A 15,607-nucleotide genomic window follows, 5' to 3' on the forward strand; every position below is an offset into this window, starting at 1 on the left:
ACAAATGCGTACGCAAAATCTATTTCTGCGAGTCCAGATATAACAAATGCGATCGATCGCCAAAATAACAAATGTGTACGCAAAACTTACTTCTGCGACTTCAGAAATTAATTTTGCGTGCTTACTTATTACACCTTCTCCTTGGGAGGAGTAGCAATACCCTGTTTGAGTAGGTTTGCTTCTAGTTCTTTGATAAATTTAAAGTCTTCCTCTAACAAAGGCTGACTTTCTCCACTTACTGATGGCTGCTTTTCTAAAAAACTAAATGCTTGTCGAAATTGACGGGGACTTACAGTTATAGGCGCATCAAAATGACAAGAAATAATCTGTTGAAAATCCCAAGTTGCAACTTTGTTTGCCCAGTCGAGAACTTGTTGTGGTGCTTGGGGCAGAATGAGGGTTTGCAAAATGGGGGCGACAAATGGACGACCGTTAGCACTTAGGGCGTGAAATGATTGCTGCCAATTTTCTTGCCAACGAAATGGATATAAACCAAAGTACGCTTTGCGAGAATGGTCTGGGGCTTTAACTGCATCACGGAAACTTTCACCTAGTTTAGTTACTTCCAGCGCACTAGGATGGAAATAGACAGCAAATAAGGAAATACGCTGCCATCCTTGACGGCGGTTTACTGGGTTATCTTCAATAGGTTGGAGGGCATTTTCCCTGGCGTGAAATAACAAGGGGTATGGGTCTAATTGAAAGATAGCTGGCGGGTTTTCGGGTACAGATATTATCGTATCGGTTAGAAGGAGCGTGTGCGATCGCTTATGCAAAAATGCCACTTCCACAAAAGAACCGCGTCCCAAATTGATATCTAACACCTCATACTCGAAATCATCAGCAAACGGCGCAAGACTAGCATCTTCAGGTAATACAGAAGTTCGTTTTTGCGGAAAACCTAGCCAAATCAGGGGCAAGTCGAAGGGAAAACTCCATTGATGGGGGGCGACAAAAACCTGCGCTTGGGGAAAACATCTCGCAAAAGGGCCGACAAAAACCTTATGTTCTAAACCAGAACTCGTTGGCAGAATAATGTACTTCACCGCACCATGTTTGCCTACCAACTCCTGCACCATACGCACACATTCAATAGTTGGTGCAACAGGTGCATAAACCAGCAAACCACCACCTGTTAGCTTAATTACAGTCATCCGAATCGGCACAATAGTGTAGAGAATGCCGTGAAACTGCTCAAATGTCCAGATTGTATCTTTAACAATTTCTTGGCAAAGTGTTCGCCTTCTGTTGTAGGGATAAAGGGGAACAACAGGCCAGAACGGCCATGACCAATCTTTTGGGTTGTTACTAGAATACATAAATGAATTTACCCAATTCTAATCTCGGCGTTGCTGATTAGAGGGATGTTTTTTGTTTCGCGCAAAGGCGCAAAGTCGCAAAAATCGATAGTTAACCTAGCTAAAAAAGCTTAATTCATCCCGCATTTATGCAACGCCCTAATCTCTTGCCATATCCCTATCCTAAAGGATGTTTGAAAACTATTGTTGTTAACATCAAAATCTTAAAAACCTAACCCCCTACTCCCTTCCCTACTAGGCAAGGAGCGGTTCAAAGCCTCTCTCCGCGTCGGGGAGAGGTTTGGAGAGGGGTTTTTAGTATCCTTATCGACTTTTCAAACATCCTCTCAAATACTCATACCGTTTATTTACAAACTACCTATCTACTTTTTTACAGGTATTACAATAGGTTGAGGAATGGTTGCAAATTTGTCAATTAAACCCAAGGAATAATCATCTAATTTAAAATCTGCAAATGGTTGATTGATGAACCTATCTCGCAGCGCCTCATCTAAAATAACCCCCTTTGATTTTTTCCTCACACCAATAATGATAATACTTCTTTGATATGCAGTGATATCTTGACTAGATGGGCATTTATTCTGCTGAAATTGACCCAGATTTAATAAGCGATAACCTTTGACACTGGATGTATTTTTAAATAATTTTTGAGCCAACATTTGTACTTGCTTGGCACGTTCTAGAGAGCGACGTTGTGCAACTGCTAAATTGCCTTCACAAGTAGCTGTACCGACAGAAATGATTTCTGTGGGATATTCCATAATTTTTTGAATGCCCTCTTGTTCTAGGTTTAATTTTAAAAAATCAAGACTCACAACTTGATCATTATGCTTAATTTGAAACGTGCTATTTAATAGCCATTTATATTCTGTTGATAAAATCGCAATACTAAATTCTGCCGTTTTACCTTGACTATCTCTACCTTCTTGATATGTAAAAAAGTCTATTTTACCTTTTCTATCAGGAGCTTGGCTTTGGGTAATCAAGGCAGAAAATTTAGGCGATCGCATTCCCACAGCCATGAAACCAATTAAGCTTAATGACATCATTAATGCGGCTAATAATGCTATTAAAGGCAATTGTTCTTTAATTTCTGTTTTAGCAATAGTTGGCAAAAATCGTCTTTCTTGAAGATTATTAACGATATTCGCTCTAACTTTCTGTTGTTCAATTTCGCCTAACTGCCGCAATATTTCCTGAGCATTTTTTGGTCTTTTCTCTATATCCGTTGCCATCAACCAATCAATTAAATCTAAGAGTGCAGGTGAGACATGAGACACAAAATCGCGCCATTGCAGCAAATTTTTTCTGGCATCATACATATCTAAAGGATGCCTTCCTGCTAACAAAAATGTAAAAGTGCGTCCCAAGGCAAAGAAATCTGATTGCGGTACAGCTTGACCTTTCATTTGTTCCAATGCACTGTAGCCAGATGAAATAATTGATGTCATTTCACCACTATGATTAAATTGAGTAAGGTAATGCTTGGCTACTTCTATAGATGTGCCAAAATCAACTAATACCAATTGCCCATTACTACGAAGTTTAATATTTGCTGGTTGAATATTTTGATGCAGATATTGCTTGCTATGTACCAAGTTTAAAATTTCTACTAATTGTTGTAACCAGGCAATAGCTTGTGTTTGAGAAATTGGACGATATTGCTGTTTATTCATCCATTGTTCTAAATCCAAGCCATCGATTTTTTCTTTTGCGGCGCAGTGTAATATCAAACCATTGCGCGTTTGATATTGAAAATAACCATCAACTTTGGGAATACCCGGATGATGTAATTGTCCTAGAATAGTAGCTTCTTGTTGAAAAATTTTGATTGCAGCTGCATCAGCAGACAAATCCTCTCGCAGTACCTTAAGGATTTTTGGCATATCTTTTGTGTATGCTTCATATACTTTGCCAAAGCCAGTTTTGTCACTCAACAAGCGAATGACGCGGTAACGCCCCGGTAATTCCAACGGAGAACCACAACTTTGACAGAAGCGGTATTTATCGTTATCTTGATTGTTCGGTTTGGGACAAACTGGATTTATACAAAGGCTCATTGTCAGTCAAAAGTCAAAAGTCAAGAGTCAAAAGTCAAATGACCATTGACCATTGACTCATTTACACTCTGCTAAGAAAGCCGCCACAGTCCGGTTAAATGACTCAGGTTCAGTCAGAAAAGGCCAATGGTTTCCCGGAACTTGACACAAACGTAAGTTTTTCAGATTGGTTTTGTAGGGTTTTAATTGCCATTCTTGGCGGTTGAGACCTTTATCAGACTTAACAAACAATGCGGGTGTGTCAATAGGACTGGTAAAGCCAGGTACACGCATCACATCTTCAAAAATCCCATCACGGGCGGCTATGGTGAACTTACTACCCCAGCTACCATCAGGTTTTTGTTCTATTCCTGCTTGGAATACCTGCTGTTGTAGTTCATTCCAGCCTTGATATTGGTTTAATTGTTGGGCTAGTTGTTCTGCTTCTGCATAACTAGCAAATGGCCCCATACCTTTGAGAAAAGATAAAAAGCGGTACAACACAGGAAACGTCGCTTTTAAGAATTCGGGCATTTTCCAGATAAAAATCGGGTCAACCAGCACCATACTTCGCACCCGTTGGGGATTTTTCTTAGCCCAGATAACAGCTAATTTCCCAGTCCAGGAATGACTCACAACATGGGCGGAAGACCATCCTAATTTATCCATGAGAATTTCGAGGTCGGCGATCGCACTTTCAAAGCTATAATCTTTCTCTGGTTTGCTGCTTTCACCATGACCCCGCATATCTGGCGCAACTATATGATAATCTGCTGCTAAATATGCTCCCAAGCTAGACCAAACCAGCGCATGGTCGCCTAGCCCATGTAATAACAGCAAAGGCTCTTGACCTTGACTCCACTCTAAATAAGAAAGTTGAATATCAGATTTAACTAAGGTTTGCCGTATAGGGATCATTGTCAATCTAACTTTCGAGAAGATGGCTTTGCGCTTATATATTACTGCGAAAGCCTTTATCTACCAAGGGTAAGTATTGATCCTTGCGTAGACTAAGCTTATTGCAAGCATCAAACTTGATCACCCACACTGAGTGATAAATTGCTTACATAACTTTATATAACGCTTTTGACAACTCACCGCTGATAATTGCTTGCTATGTCATACTAAGGAGTGAGAGTTAATTCGGCGACCGCGTTTGTTTTTATTATTGACAGGCTTTTTCCTTTTGGTATTTACAGACTTTTCTCCGAAACCTAAATCTCCAGACACTTATGATTTCGGAGACAATCTATGTCAGTTTATGTAGGCAATCTTTCTTACGAAGTTACAGAAGATAGTCTAAATGCAGTTTTTGCAGAATATGGTTCAGTAAAACGCATTCAGTTACCTACTGACCGTGAAACAGGTCGGATGCGCGGTTTTGGATTTGTGGAAATGAATACAGATGCTGAAGAAACAGCAGCCATTGAAGCTCTTGATGGTGCTGAATGGATGGGACGTGACCTGAAAGTGAATAAAGCTAAACCCAAAGAAGACAGAGGTTCATTTGGTGGTAATCGTGGAAGCTACGGCGCACGTAACCGCTACTAAGCTTTATAGATTTAGCTTTTTCAGCTAACCCATTAATCCAGCATATTAATTGCATTTATTACCGGCTTAGGCAGAAATGCTTGAGCCTTTTTAATACAAAATATGGACTGGAAAATCACCTAAAATCCAATACGGTTCAGTTAACGTTTTAATCTTCTGAAGATCCCCCCCAACCCCCTTAAACAGGGCGGCTCATAACCCTCTATTACCCCTTTTTAAGGGTGTCGCCGCAGGCGGGGGGATCTTAACTGAACCGTATTGACCTAAATTGGAATTTCTGGAGTTCTCTATGTCAAACTCAACCCCTCCCGTTGAGCCTGCTATTTTAATCACCATTATTGGTGAAACAGTACTCAAAGACCGGATTGTTAAGTTGCTAAAAAACCATAACGTCAGCGGCTATACAATTAATCAAGTGCAGGGTGAAGGCGGTCACGGAAGACGCTTGTCAGACCTAGCAGGCTACAACACTAATATTGAAATCAAGACAATAGTCTCATTAGAAGCATCAAATGCAATTCTGTCTGCACTCAAAGAAGAGCAAGGTAAGCACGCTTTAATTGCTTTTCGCCAGAATATAGAAGCCTTTTATTGATTAAATTTCCGCAGGTATTTTTGATAAATATGTAGTCTTATTCAACTGCTAAAAGTGCTATGTAATTAACAATTTTGAGATGACTAGCTTTAATATTAGATAGCTTAATGTCATACTCAGTAGCATTACAGAATCATGTTTTCCCTAACAAGCAATTGCAAGGTGTATCAAGTATGGAAACTACTGCAAATATAATTCCAGAATTTGAAAAATTATTTAGACAAAAATTACAACTAAATAATTGTAAGCTGAGAAAAAAAAGGCAAGAAAATAATTATGAAATTATTACTCCTGCTAAAGACATTTTTTTGATGTACTGGAGCGAATTCCCAGAAGTTAAGTTGATATATCAGGCTGTAGGAGTACGCACACAGCAAACCGTAGTTTATGAGCGAGCTATTCGCTCTCATATTGATTTTTGTTTAAATAGTATCCAAGAAATTATGATGACTACTGCCAACTAATGGCAATTTCCATTTATAAGTAAATAAAAGCGCTCTATATTTCGTGTATATAGAGCGCTGTTTATATTTTTATGCAGGCATGATTTGCACAATCAATGAGCGTTTATCCAGGGATTGGACTTTCCCAACTTGACCTAGATCAGTAACAATGCGGTCTAGCATATCTCCAGCTTGCTGGCGATATTGATTTTCTCGACCCCGTAAACGAATAGCAAATTTGACTGAATCGCCTTTACTCAACCACTGAAGTGCTTGATTAATACGCAAATTATAATCACCCGCACCGACATTAGGACGGAAGCGAACTTCTTTTACAGTAGGTCTAGCACTTGAACCCTGGCGTTTCTTCTTTTGATACTGAAGTTTACCATAGTTGAGAATCTTGGCTACTGGAATGTCTTCGTTTTGGGAGACTACAACCAAGTCAAGCTCGACGCTCTGCGCTATCTGTAGAGCTTCATAGGTGTCTATCAAACCACGATTATTATTTTCATGGTCAATCAAGAAGACTTGAGGTGACTTGATTTGCGAGTTAATTAGCTGCTTTTGGACTACGATAATTTTTTCCTCTCAATTATTCAACACTTTGCCTTGCAAGTATTACTAAGGTAACACAGTATGCTCTATACTTCTTCAGCCATCAGACAGAAAATGTTGAGTTTTTGTTACTTAAGTTTAAATATCGCAAATATTCTTATTATTTGGCGTATTGCTCAAGATAAATCTAAATTTAATTTTCAAATTATGTACATCGCAACGCTATTGATTAACTTTCGATTAAGACTGACTCAAAAATTATTTATAAAATATAAATAAAACTACACTACTCATCTTCATCTCCTGGAGGTCTTTCGGTTCGGCTTTGTTGTGCATTCCACTCCAAAACAATGCGCTCTAACATCTCAACTTGTGTACATTCATTAACAGCAGCATACATCTTGATTAATTTTCTGACTTCAAGACTAATATGACTTAGAACTAGTTCTTTATCTTTTGCCATATTCATTAGCGGTGGTTATGGTGAAGCCTCAAATTAATTACTGACCTAAAAATAGACAAGGCTGAACAAGCGCTAAAATACTATGTCAAAAACTGACTTAATTACTGTAAATTATCGGTGTTGATTTCTCCACTAACATCTACAGTTCCTGAACTATTAACATCAATTCTTAATGCTTCTTTGGTAAAGTACTTTAAAGTTGAAGCTAAAGCTAATTGAGAAGCTACTTGATACGCCAGTTCTTTAGGAATTTCTTGTTGTTGATTTAACAATTCCACAAAGCTTTCAAAATCACGCATTACGCAATATCTGTGTAACGCAGCTTTTTTATCTATCAGATTAAACTTTTCATCAATTTTCTCTTTAGCTTCTTTTTCGGCTTCAGAAATTGAATTGACAAATCCACTGTTATGACATAATTCGCCAGAAATTTTGTAGTAGTAAGCTTTTCTACTTAATGATTCCTCTTCAATACAGATTGAATGAAACTTGTACTCAATTTTGTACTTATTAGATTCCATAAATATTATAACATCACATAATTAACTAACAATTATTTTGGATTTAAGGTGAAATTCTGCTAATAATAAAAAATAAATATGAATTAATTTTACTCTTATCTTCTACCTTAACACAAAATTCAAAAACCTTATAGAATATTTTAACTAAAGTATGAGTGTAGATATGTATTTACTAAATTTTCTCCAAGACTACTTAACTTAATTATTTCTTTGTGAGTTTTGTAACTACTATCTCACTGCTGAATTCGCCAGATTTTGATACTTCTATCACTACTACCACTGACTAATGTTTGCGAATCTGGACTAAAAACTACAGAATAAACAGTAGTAGTGTGACCTGTAAGTGTCTGAATTAAGCTACCATCATTTAAATTCCATAGTTTAATTGTAGTGTCACCGCTACCACTAGCTAAAGTCTTGCCATCAGGACTAATTGCTACAGAAAACACCTCTGCGTTGTGACCTGTCAGTGTCTTAATTAATTCGCCTGTGGCTAAATTCCAAATTTTAATTGTTTTATCATTACTACCACTGACTAATGTTTGACTATCAGGATTAATAGCCAGAGAAATAACGGCATCATCATGACCTGTGATTGTCCGCATTAATTCACCTGTGGTTAAATTCCAAATTTTGATGGTTTTATCATTACTACCGCTGATTAATGTTTGACTATCAGGACTAATTGCTAATGACATTACAGAGCTCAAATGGCTGGTGAGCGTCTTAACTAACTTGCCTGTTTTTAAATTCCAAATTTTGATGGTTTTATCGCCACTACCACTCACTAAAGTTTGTCCATCTGGGCTAATAGCAATTGACCAAACTGCACCTTCATGTCCTTTCAGAGTATGAATTAATGTCCCAGTTTCTAAGTTCCAAATTTTGATAGTCTGGTCATTACTACTACTCACTAAAGTCTGATTATCTGGGCTAATAGCCACTGCAATTACACCACTATTATGACCAGATATTGTCCGAATTAAACTGCCATCTGCTAAGTTCCAAATCTTGATGGTTTTATCACTACTACCACTGACTAAAGTTTTACCATTTTGAGAGATAGACAGGGTTTTAACGTAGTGTGAGTGAGATTTTAGAGTGTTGTCTATTTGCAGATGTTCTAATTGATTGTTATGTATAAATGTCAGTCTAGGCAATTGATATAATCCATAACTTAATACTCCTGCCATAACTAGGAGAGTTCCTACAGTTATTACTCTAGGAAATTTACGAGAAATTTGGGTGGTTTTGAGTGTTGTTGTCTGTTCTAGTTGTCGCAGTTGTTGCAATAAGATTTCAGGAGTTTGTGGTCTATCTGCGGCTTTTCTTGCCATCAAATTATCTAAAAATTCAGCAAATTTTGGGGAGACATTTGCTGCTGGTCGCCAGTTTAAAACATCATCACGAGCATTGTAAAATCGTAGTGGGTATTGTGCTGTTAATAAATAAACAAAAGTGCGCCCTAGGGAGAAAAAATCTGATTGTGGGACAGCTTGACCGCAGGCTTGTTCTGTTGCGGTATAACCGGCTGAAAATACTGCTGTAATTTGATTTCCTTCGCCTAACTTGGCTAAATAAGTGTGGGTTGCATCTCTAGCGGTGCCAAAATCAATTAAAACTAATTGTCCATTATTTCGCAGCATGATATTTGCTGGTTTAATATCACGATGAAACCAGCCTTGACTATGGACTATGTTCAAGATTTCTGCTAATTGTTTTAACCAGGCGATCGCTTGTTTTTCCGAAATGGGCTGGTGACTTTGTTGTTGTAGCCATTCTTCTAAATTAACACCATCAATTTTCTCCATTACTAAACAATGGAGCTTGAATCCATTGCTGGTTTGATATTGAAAATAACCATCAACTTGGGGGATTCCTGGATGATTTAATTGACTTAAAACATTAGCCTCTTTCTGAAAGAGTTCCACTGCTTTGGGGTGGTTATTGAGTTGTTCTTTCAGTACTTTGAGAATTTTTGGCGTACTCCTAGTGTAGACTTCATAGATTTTGCCAAAGCTAGTTTTATCACTTAACAGGCGCATAACCCGATAGCGGTCTTCTAAAAGTAGTTGGGAACCACAACTTTGACAAAAGCGGTGATTATCATTGTCCGGGTTTTCTGGATTAGGGCAGAAGGGGTTGATGCACAGGCTCATATCAAGCTACAGGCAGAATGTATCCGTAGTATACGTTGTGTTGAGTTAAGAGTTATTCTCTTTATTTACTTATCACCCCAACTCGGTGTTTCTACGCTATAAGAATAATAATGGGGACTAAAAAAGTAAGAAACACTCTGCGACAATCTCTGTCTGTCTTTCGCTACAGTGGACGGGCGATAAATTTAGTGTGGACTACCAGCCGTGGTTTGACGATGACTTTGGCGACGTTAACTTTAGTTGCGGGACTTTTACCAGCTGCGATCGCCTACATTGGTAAACTGATTGTAGATGCTGTGTTATTGGAGGCGCAAGGTAATGCAGTCGGTGGTTATCACCCTTTATGGTATGTTGGTTTAGAAGCGATCGCAGTTATTTTATTAGCCGGTAGTCAGCGCGGTTTGCTTGTTTGTCAATCTTTACTGCGAGTTTTACTTGGTCAACGGGTAAATATTCTCATCCTCGAAAAAGCCCTCACCTTAGAACTGCAACAGTTTGAAGACTCAGAATTTTACGACAAATTAACCAATGCGAGGCGCGAAGCCTCAGTCCGTCCCCTTTCTCTCGTCAACCGCACATTTGGCTTAGTCCAAAACGCCTTGTCTCTCGTTACCTACGGTGTATTGTTAGTCAAGTTTTCTGTTGGGGCGGTCATAGTTTTAATCGTAGCAGCCATGCCTGCGTTCATTGCCGAAACTAGATTTGCTGGTGAAGCCTTTCGCTTATTTAGTTGGCGTGCGCCGGAAACTCGTCAACAGCACTATATCGAAAATCTCTTAGCACGGGAAGATTTTGCGACAGAAATCAAACTCTACCAGCTAGGAGAAATGCTGTTAGAACGTTACCGCGAAGTTTTTCGCCAACTCTACGGCGAAGACCGAGATTTAACTCTGCGGCGCGGACTTTGGGGATATCTGCTGAGTTTAGTGAGTACTGTTGCTTTTTACATCGCCTACGCTTGGATTGTCATAGAAGCAGTTGCGGGTAAAATTTCTTTAGGAGATATGACCATGTATCTCACCGTGTTTCGTCAAGGACAATCGACTTTTTCTAATGCTTTGACTTCCATTGGTGGGATGTACGAGGATAACTTATATTTATCTAACCTCTACGACTTCTTAGAAGAAAAAGTTACTCAGCCTTGGGGTTACGCTACCAAAGGTTTATCGCCCCAAGATGGGGTTCGTTTTGAGAATGTATCTTTTACTTATCCAGGTAGTAATAAACCTGCTTTAAAAAATATTTCTCTACATTTAAAACCTGGGGAAAAACTAGCAATTGTTGGTGAAAATGGTTCCGGTAAAACTACTTTAATAAAACTCCTCACCCGACTTTACACACCAGACTCTGGGAGAATTTTATTAGATGGTTTGGACTTACAAGAATGGGATATTGATATTTTACGGCGACGCATTGGTGTAATTTTCCAAAACTTTGTGCGTTATCAATTCACCGTTGGGGAGAATATTGGTGTTGGTGATGTTAAAAATCTTGAAGATAAACATCGCTGGCAAATTGCAGCCCAAAAAGGATTAGCACAATCTTTTATTGAAAAATTACCGCAAAGTTTTCAAACTCAACTTGGACGCTGGTTTAAAGGTGGACAAGAACTCTCCGGTGGACAGTGGCAAAAAATTGCTCTTGCTCGTGCTTTTATGCGAACTCAAGCAGATATTTTAGTTCTTGATGAGCCTACATCTGCGATTGATGCTCAAGCTGAGTTTGAAATTTTTAATCATTTTCGGACTCTGACTCAAAATCAGATGGTGTTTTTGATTTCTCACCGTTTTTCTACTGTCAGAATGGCTGACAAAATTGTGGTGATTGAACATGGCGAAGTCCAGGAACAAGGTACTCATGAAGATTTACTCAAAACTGGGGGAATCTACGCCAAATTATTTTTATTGCAAGCAGCAGGTTACCAGTAGGTTGATAACCATTTAAATAAATACTAATTGATTGACAATAAAAAATATTTACGTCTATTTACTGATAAAAGTATGTAGCTTTCATAAAGAAAATACGAAGAAATACAAAAATGTATATCGTAAATTTGGTTATTTATGCTTAGATGACAATAATTAAATGCTGTTTTCCATGCAGCAACAATAGGGTTAAAACTGAATTCAATAAAGTTCGGTACGCATCTTTAATTACGAGTTTGTCAAATGTTTATCTTTGCAATCAATTGCAAAGATTAGTTAAGTAATGAGATGAGTTATTCCATGATGAACAAAGCTTTTAAAAAAGTTGTAGGAGTAGCAGTATTAATTACTCTTGCAGTTAGTATGATGCCAGATGTTGCACAAGCGCGGAGAGTGCGTTATTCTGGACGCTCCATTAACGGACAAATCATTGATTTTGATATAAACGCTACTGTTCCTGAACAATCCCCTGGTTTAGGCAATGACAATTTAGGATATTTTCCAGGAGCAATTCAAGATTTTAATATTGCATTGCCTAGTTCTGATATAAGTAATTTAGCTATTTGTGGTCAAGATCCTTGCCCATTGGGAGATTTAACCATTAGCAGATTGACTACTGAAGCTGACGGTAGTGTCAGTAATCTCAATATTGATGGTGGATCAACAGTTACATTAAATACCTTACAAAATTTCTTCTTTGATGGTGGAATCAATTTTTTAGGTAATGTATTGCGCTATGATCTTAGCTTTTTAGGAGGAGTAGTTAGTAATCAGCCTGACGTAGTTTGGTTTATTCAGTCTGATGATTCTAGGCTGATTAATGATTTAACAGGTTTTGATGGAGTTAATAGAATTGTTGGCTTCTTTCCTAGTCAGGCTAGTAGCGGTGGCACATTTACTATTGACCGACAAAACACGAGTCAACCAGTTCCCGAACCATCTACTGTTGCAGCTAGTTTACTGAGTGTAGGCGCTTTGGGGATGCGATCGCTACTGCAACACCGCAAGCACCTGAAAAAACAGTCCTAAACTTTTAACTTTTCCTCAAAAACATAGATCCCCGACTTTTTCAAAAAGTCGGGGATCTAAATCTCTGGATTTTTACAGTTTTGTTACGTAATTAAGGTGCGATCGCCGTGATAAAGGTAAACTATCTGATGCGATTTTGGAGATGGAATTGCACGGCAATATTGTGGTTGTTAGCTTGTAACCCAGCCGTTGCAGACATGATTCCAGATAACACCCTCCCTGTAAATACCACTGTCAGCAACTCTGGTAATGTCAGAATGATTGAGGGCGGTACGCTTAGAGGTACAAACCTATTCCACAGCTTTCAAGAATTTTCTTTTTCTGTCAACACTGCTGCAATGACAGGAGATACTGCCTTTTTCAACAATAACTCGGCAGTCAGAAACATCTTTGCACGGGTAACAGGTGGTTCAATTTCTAATATAGATGGCATTATCAGAGCTAACGGCACGGCTAATCTATTTTTAATTAATCCTAGTGGAATGGTTTTTGGCCCCAATGCCAGCTTAAATGTTGGTGGTTCCTTTGTCGCCAGTACTGCCAATAGTATTAAGTTTGCTGATGGGAGAGAATTTAGCGCGACAAATCATACTCCTAACCCATTGTTAACAATCAGCACGCCTATCGGACTATACTTTGGTTCTCATACCGGTACAATTGTCAATCAGTCCCAAGCTAGTCCCAATGGAGAAATGAATAATACTGATCCTCCTAGCCCTATTGGTTTAAAAGCGCCTCTTGGTAAAACCTTGGCATTGATAGGCGGTGATGTAGCGATAGAGGGAGGAAATCTGACAACAACCGCAGGCAGAATTGAACTAGGTAGCGTTGGTACAGGCTTAGTTAAACTGACAGAAGTTGAGAAAGGTTACGCCTTTGACTATTCAGGTGTACAAGATTTTCGAGATATTCAAGTTTCCCAAGGTGGGATTATTTATAGCAGTGGTAATGATGGTAGTGACATTCATTTCCAAGGTAGAAATGTCAACTTGACCGATAGTTCTCAGGTATTTATTGATAACCTTGGAGAAGGTAGACAAGATAGTTTGTCCGTCAATGCTAGAAATTTCACGATTGATGCAGGTGCGTTTCTAGGAACTTTTGCTTTAGATGCAGGGAATGCGGGAAACATACAAGTAAAAGCTTCAGAGTTGGTGGAATTGGCAGGTACAACCCCAGATGGTTTTTCTCCTAGCAGTATCGCATCTCAAGTTCTGGAGTCAGCTACAGGTAACGCTGGTAACATAAAAATTGAAACTAAACAATTACTAATTCGAGATGGTGCAACTATAGATTCTTCTACTTTTGGGTTAGGTAACGCAGGCAAAATCAATGTCAAAGCCTCAGATTTTATAGAACTGCGTGGAGGTAGCCAAGATGGTCAAATTGCTAGTAGTATTGTTGCTCAAGTTGCCCAAAATGACATAGAAAACCCTGGTAATGCTGGAGCTTTAACCATTGAAACTCAAAAACTTACGATTACGGGTGGCGCACAAATAGCCACAACTGCTCGTAATAGCGGTAACGGCGGCGATATTACGATTAAAGCTTCAGATGCAATTCTGGTCAGTGGCGCGTCTTCGCAAGCTACGGCTTCACCCTTTGATAGTTTTCGTAGTGGAATTTTTGTCGGTGCTGACCCAGGTGCTACAGGCGATGTCGGCAACTTGAATATCACCACTGGACTGCTAACTGTGGAAAATGGAGCCAGAATCTCCGCTGCTAATTTTGGTTCTAGTCAAGTAGGTGGTAATGCAACTTTCACTCTGAGACAGTTGGTAGTGCAGAATGGCGGAGAAATTCGTTCTGCTTCTTTTGGGGAAGGGGCGGGGGGAATCTTGAATATCACCGCTACTGATTCGATAGACGTTGTGGGTGCAGCTAATATTGGTGGTGAAAGTGTCATAAGTACTTTGTTTACAGACGCTCAAGCTTCTGGGAAAGCTGGTAATTTAATTATTAATAGCGATCGCTTGTCGGTACGAGATGGCGCAGAATTATCAGTAAGTAGTGAAGGCTCTGGACAAGCCGGCAATTTAGATATCAAAGCTCGGATTGTCCAATTAGATAATCAAGCCAAGTTAATTGCTGAAACTGCCTCTGGTGATGGTGGTAATATCACACTCACATTAAATGAGGTGCTACTTCTACGCCGCCAGAGTTTAATCTCCACCACAGCAGGAACTCAAGATGCTGGTGGTAATGGTGGCATCATTAATATTAAAGCGCCATTTATTGTGGCTATCCCCTCAGAAGATAGCAACATCAAAGCCAATGCTTTTACAGGTAATGGCGGTCAAGTTAATATCACCACACGAGGCATCTTTGGCATTCAACCACGACAATCTCCAACACCCGAAAGTGATATTACTGCTAGTTCAGATCGTGGTGGTGTGAATGGAGTTGTGAACATTAACAACCCCGATGTTGATCCGACCCAAGGTTTAACTACTTTACCTCAAACTGTAGTAGATGTTTCCCAACTAATCGCTCAAGGTTGTGGCGCACCAGCGGGACAGGTAGCCAATCAATTCACCGTAGCTGGACGTGGTGGCTTACCTCCCAGTCCCAATGACAATCTCAATAGCGATGCAGTATGGTTAGACACACGCCGCACTGTAGCCGCAAAGCCACAGCACCAATCACGAACTCCCGCTGTCAAACCATCCAAGACACTTAATAGCCTCTCTCTAGTTCCTGCATCTGGTTGGGTCTTTAACAACAAAGGCGAAGTTACACTTGTTGCTCAGGTTGCTAATTCTGTCCGCGAGAATTTAGGCGTTACCTCTACAGTTTGCCATAGCCACTAAATAGTAATTAATTGAGCTAATTAAGTTAATAAATTCAGCTAATCATCAAAAATCATCTACTTACTAATTTCCTCAATAAATTGATTTGGCAAAGTTATTTATATTATCTAATTACAATCTAGAAATCTTAATTTGATTTCTCAACTATTGGTGAAACGAGAAAATAAAAATATATTTGCTTGGTAAGCAGTGAAC

General features: G+C 39.1%; 13 protein-coding genes. 6 read left to right on the forward strand and 7 right to left on the reverse strand.

Features of this window, described 5'->3' with window-relative positions; all coding sequences use genetic code 11:
- Nucleotides 1-128 precede the first annotated feature (128 nt).
- From AC504W_RS18280 to AC504W_RS18290, 3 genes are all read right to left on the reverse strand, one after another.
- A complete protein-coding gene (locus AC504W_RS18280) occupies nt 129-1,319 on the reverse strand; it encodes a DUF4336 domain-containing protein (RefSeq protein ID WP_494873669.1) in 1,191 nt (396 codons plus the stop codon).
- Nucleotides 1,320-1,681: 362 nt separating this feature from the next.
- Nucleotides 1,682-3,379 carry a protein kinase domain-containing protein gene (locus AC504W_RS18285; protein WP_494873671.1) on the reverse strand — a complete coding sequence of 566 codons (1,698 nt, stop codon included), beginning with the start codon at nt 3,377-3,379 and terminating at the stop codon, nt 1,682-1,684.
- Nucleotides 3,380-3,436: 57 nt separating this feature from the next.
- Complete coding sequence (locus AC504W_RS18290) at nt 3,437-4,276, reverse strand: alpha/beta fold hydrolase (RefSeq protein ID WP_494873672.1); 840 nt, start codon at nt 4,274-4,276, stop codon at nt 3,437-3,439.
- Nucleotides 4,277-4,609: 333 nt separating this feature from the next.
- Here AC504W_RS18290 and rbp point away from each other — a divergent pair, with 333 nt between their 5' ends.
- From rbp to AC504W_RS18305, 3 genes are all read left to right on the forward strand, one after another.
- The gene (gene rbp / locus AC504W_RS18295) at nt 4,610-4,909 is read left to right on the forward strand and encodes an RNA-binding regulator (RefSeq protein WP_494873673.1); all 300 of its coding nucleotides are present in this window, start codon (nt 4,610-4,612) and stop codon (nt 4,907-4,909) included.
- Between the two features lie 289 nt (nt 4,910-5,198).
- The gene (locus AC504W_RS18300) at nt 5,199-5,504 is read left to right on the forward strand and encodes a P-II family nitrogen regulator (protein WP_096578697.1); all 306 of its coding nucleotides are present in this window, start codon (nt 5,199-5,201) and stop codon (nt 5,502-5,504) included.
- A 173-nt stretch (nt 5,505-5,677) separates the two neighbouring features.
- Entirely contained in the window at nt 5,678-5,968 is a 291-nt protein-coding gene (locus AC504W_RS18305; RefSeq protein WP_494873674.1) for a hypothetical protein, read from the forward strand.
- Nucleotides 5,969-6,037: 69 nt separating this feature from the next.
- Here AC504W_RS18305 and infC read toward each other — a convergent pair whose 3' ends face one another.
- The 4 genes from infC to AC504W_RS18325 form a co-directional block, all read right to left on the reverse strand.
- Nucleotides 6,038-6,472, reverse strand: a complete 435-nt coding sequence (gene infC / locus AC504W_RS18310) for a translation initiation factor IF-3 (RefSeq protein WP_245894954.1) — start codon at nt 6,470-6,472, stop codon at nt 6,038-6,040.
- Nucleotides 6,473-6,791: 319 nt separating this feature from the next.
- Nucleotides 6,792-6,968, reverse strand: a complete 177-nt coding sequence (locus tag AC504W_RS18315) for a hypothetical protein (protein ID WP_494873675.1) — start codon at nt 6,966-6,968, stop codon at nt 6,792-6,794.
- Between the two features lie 101 nt (nt 6,969-7,069).
- A complete protein-coding gene (locus tag AC504W_RS18320) occupies nt 7,070-7,489 on the reverse strand; it encodes a hypothetical protein (RefSeq protein ID WP_096578705.1) in 420 nt (139 codons plus the stop codon).
- 233 nt (nt 7,490-7,722) lie between these two features.
- Entirely contained in the window at nt 7,723-9,648 is a 1,926-nt protein-coding gene (locus AC504W_RS18325; RefSeq protein ID WP_494873676.1) for a protein kinase domain-containing protein, read from the reverse strand.
- Between the two features lie 110 nt (nt 9,649-9,758).
- Here AC504W_RS18325 and AC504W_RS18330 point away from each other — a divergent pair, with 110 nt between their 5' ends.
- The 3 genes from AC504W_RS18330 to AC504W_RS18340 all read left to right on the forward strand — a co-directional run bounded on the left by AC504W_RS18330 (nt 9,759) and on the right by AC504W_RS18340 (nt 15,412).
- Nucleotides 9,759-11,576, forward strand: coding sequence for an ABC transporter ATP-binding protein (locus tag AC504W_RS18330; protein ID WP_494873677.1), 1,818 nt, complete (start codon nt 9,759-9,761; stop codon nt 11,574-11,576).
- A gap of 297 nt (nt 11,577-11,873) precedes the next feature.
- Nucleotides 11,874-12,602 (forward strand): hypothetical protein, encoded by a 729-nt coding sequence (locus AC504W_RS18335; protein WP_494873678.1) that lies wholly within the window; start codon nt 11,874-11,876, stop codon nt 12,600-12,602.
- Nucleotides 12,603-12,730: 128 nt separating this feature from the next.
- Entirely contained in the window at nt 12,731-15,412 is a 2,682-nt protein-coding gene (locus AC504W_RS18340) for a two-partner secretion domain-containing protein (protein WP_494873679.1), read from the forward strand.
- The last annotated feature ends 195 nt before the right edge of the window (nt 15,413-15,607 follow it).

The organism is Nostoc sp. C96, from assembly GCF_059384975.1.

Excerpts from the sequence above, each read along its gene's own strand:
- AC504W_RS18330 (WP_494873677.1), top strand. The coding sequence starts at position 9,759 with ATGGGGACTAAAAAAGTAAGAAACACTCTGCGACAATCTCTGTCTGTC.
- AC504W_RS18340 (WP_494873679.1), top strand. The coding sequence starts at position 12,731 with ATGCGATTTTGGAGATGGAATTGCACGGCAATATTGTGGTTGTTAGCT.
- AC504W_RS18285 (WP_494873671.1), bottom strand. The coding sequence starts at position 3,379 with ATGAGCCTTTGTATAAATCCAGTTTGTCCCAAACCGAACAATCAAGAT.
- AC504W_RS18300 (WP_096578697.1), top strand. The coding sequence starts at position 5,199 with ATGTCAAACTCAACCCCTCCCGTTGAGCCTGCTATTTTAATCACCATT.
- AC504W_RS18335 (WP_494873678.1), top strand. The coding sequence starts at position 11,874 with ATGATGAACAAAGCTTTTAAAAAAGTTGTAGGAGTAGCAGTATTAATT.
- AC504W_RS18320 (WP_096578705.1), bottom strand. The coding sequence starts at position 7,489 with ATGGAATCTAATAAGTACAAAATTGAGTACAAGTTTCATTCAATCTGT.
- rbp (WP_494873673.1), top strand. The coding sequence starts at position 4,610 with ATGTCAGTTTATGTAGGCAATCTTTCTTACGAAGTTACAGAAGATAGT.
- AC504W_RS18290 (WP_494873672.1), bottom strand. The coding sequence starts at position 4,276 with ATGATCCCTATACGGCAAACCTTAGTTAAATCTGATATTCAACTTTCT.
- AC504W_RS18280 (WP_494873669.1), bottom strand. The coding sequence starts at position 1,319 with ATGTATTCTAGTAACAACCCAAAAGATTGGTCATGGCCGTTCTGGCCT.
- AC504W_RS18305 (WP_494873674.1), top strand. The coding sequence starts at position 5,678 with ATGGAAACTACTGCAAATATAATTCCAGAATTTGAAAAATTATTTAGA.
- AC504W_RS18315 (WP_494873675.1), bottom strand. The coding sequence starts at position 6,968 with ATGGCAAAAGATAAAGAACTAGTTCTAAGTCATATTAGTCTTGAAGTC.
- AC504W_RS18325 (WP_494873676.1), bottom strand. The coding sequence starts at position 9,648 with ATGAGCCTGTGCATCAACCCCTTCTGCCCTAATCCAGAAAACCCGGAC.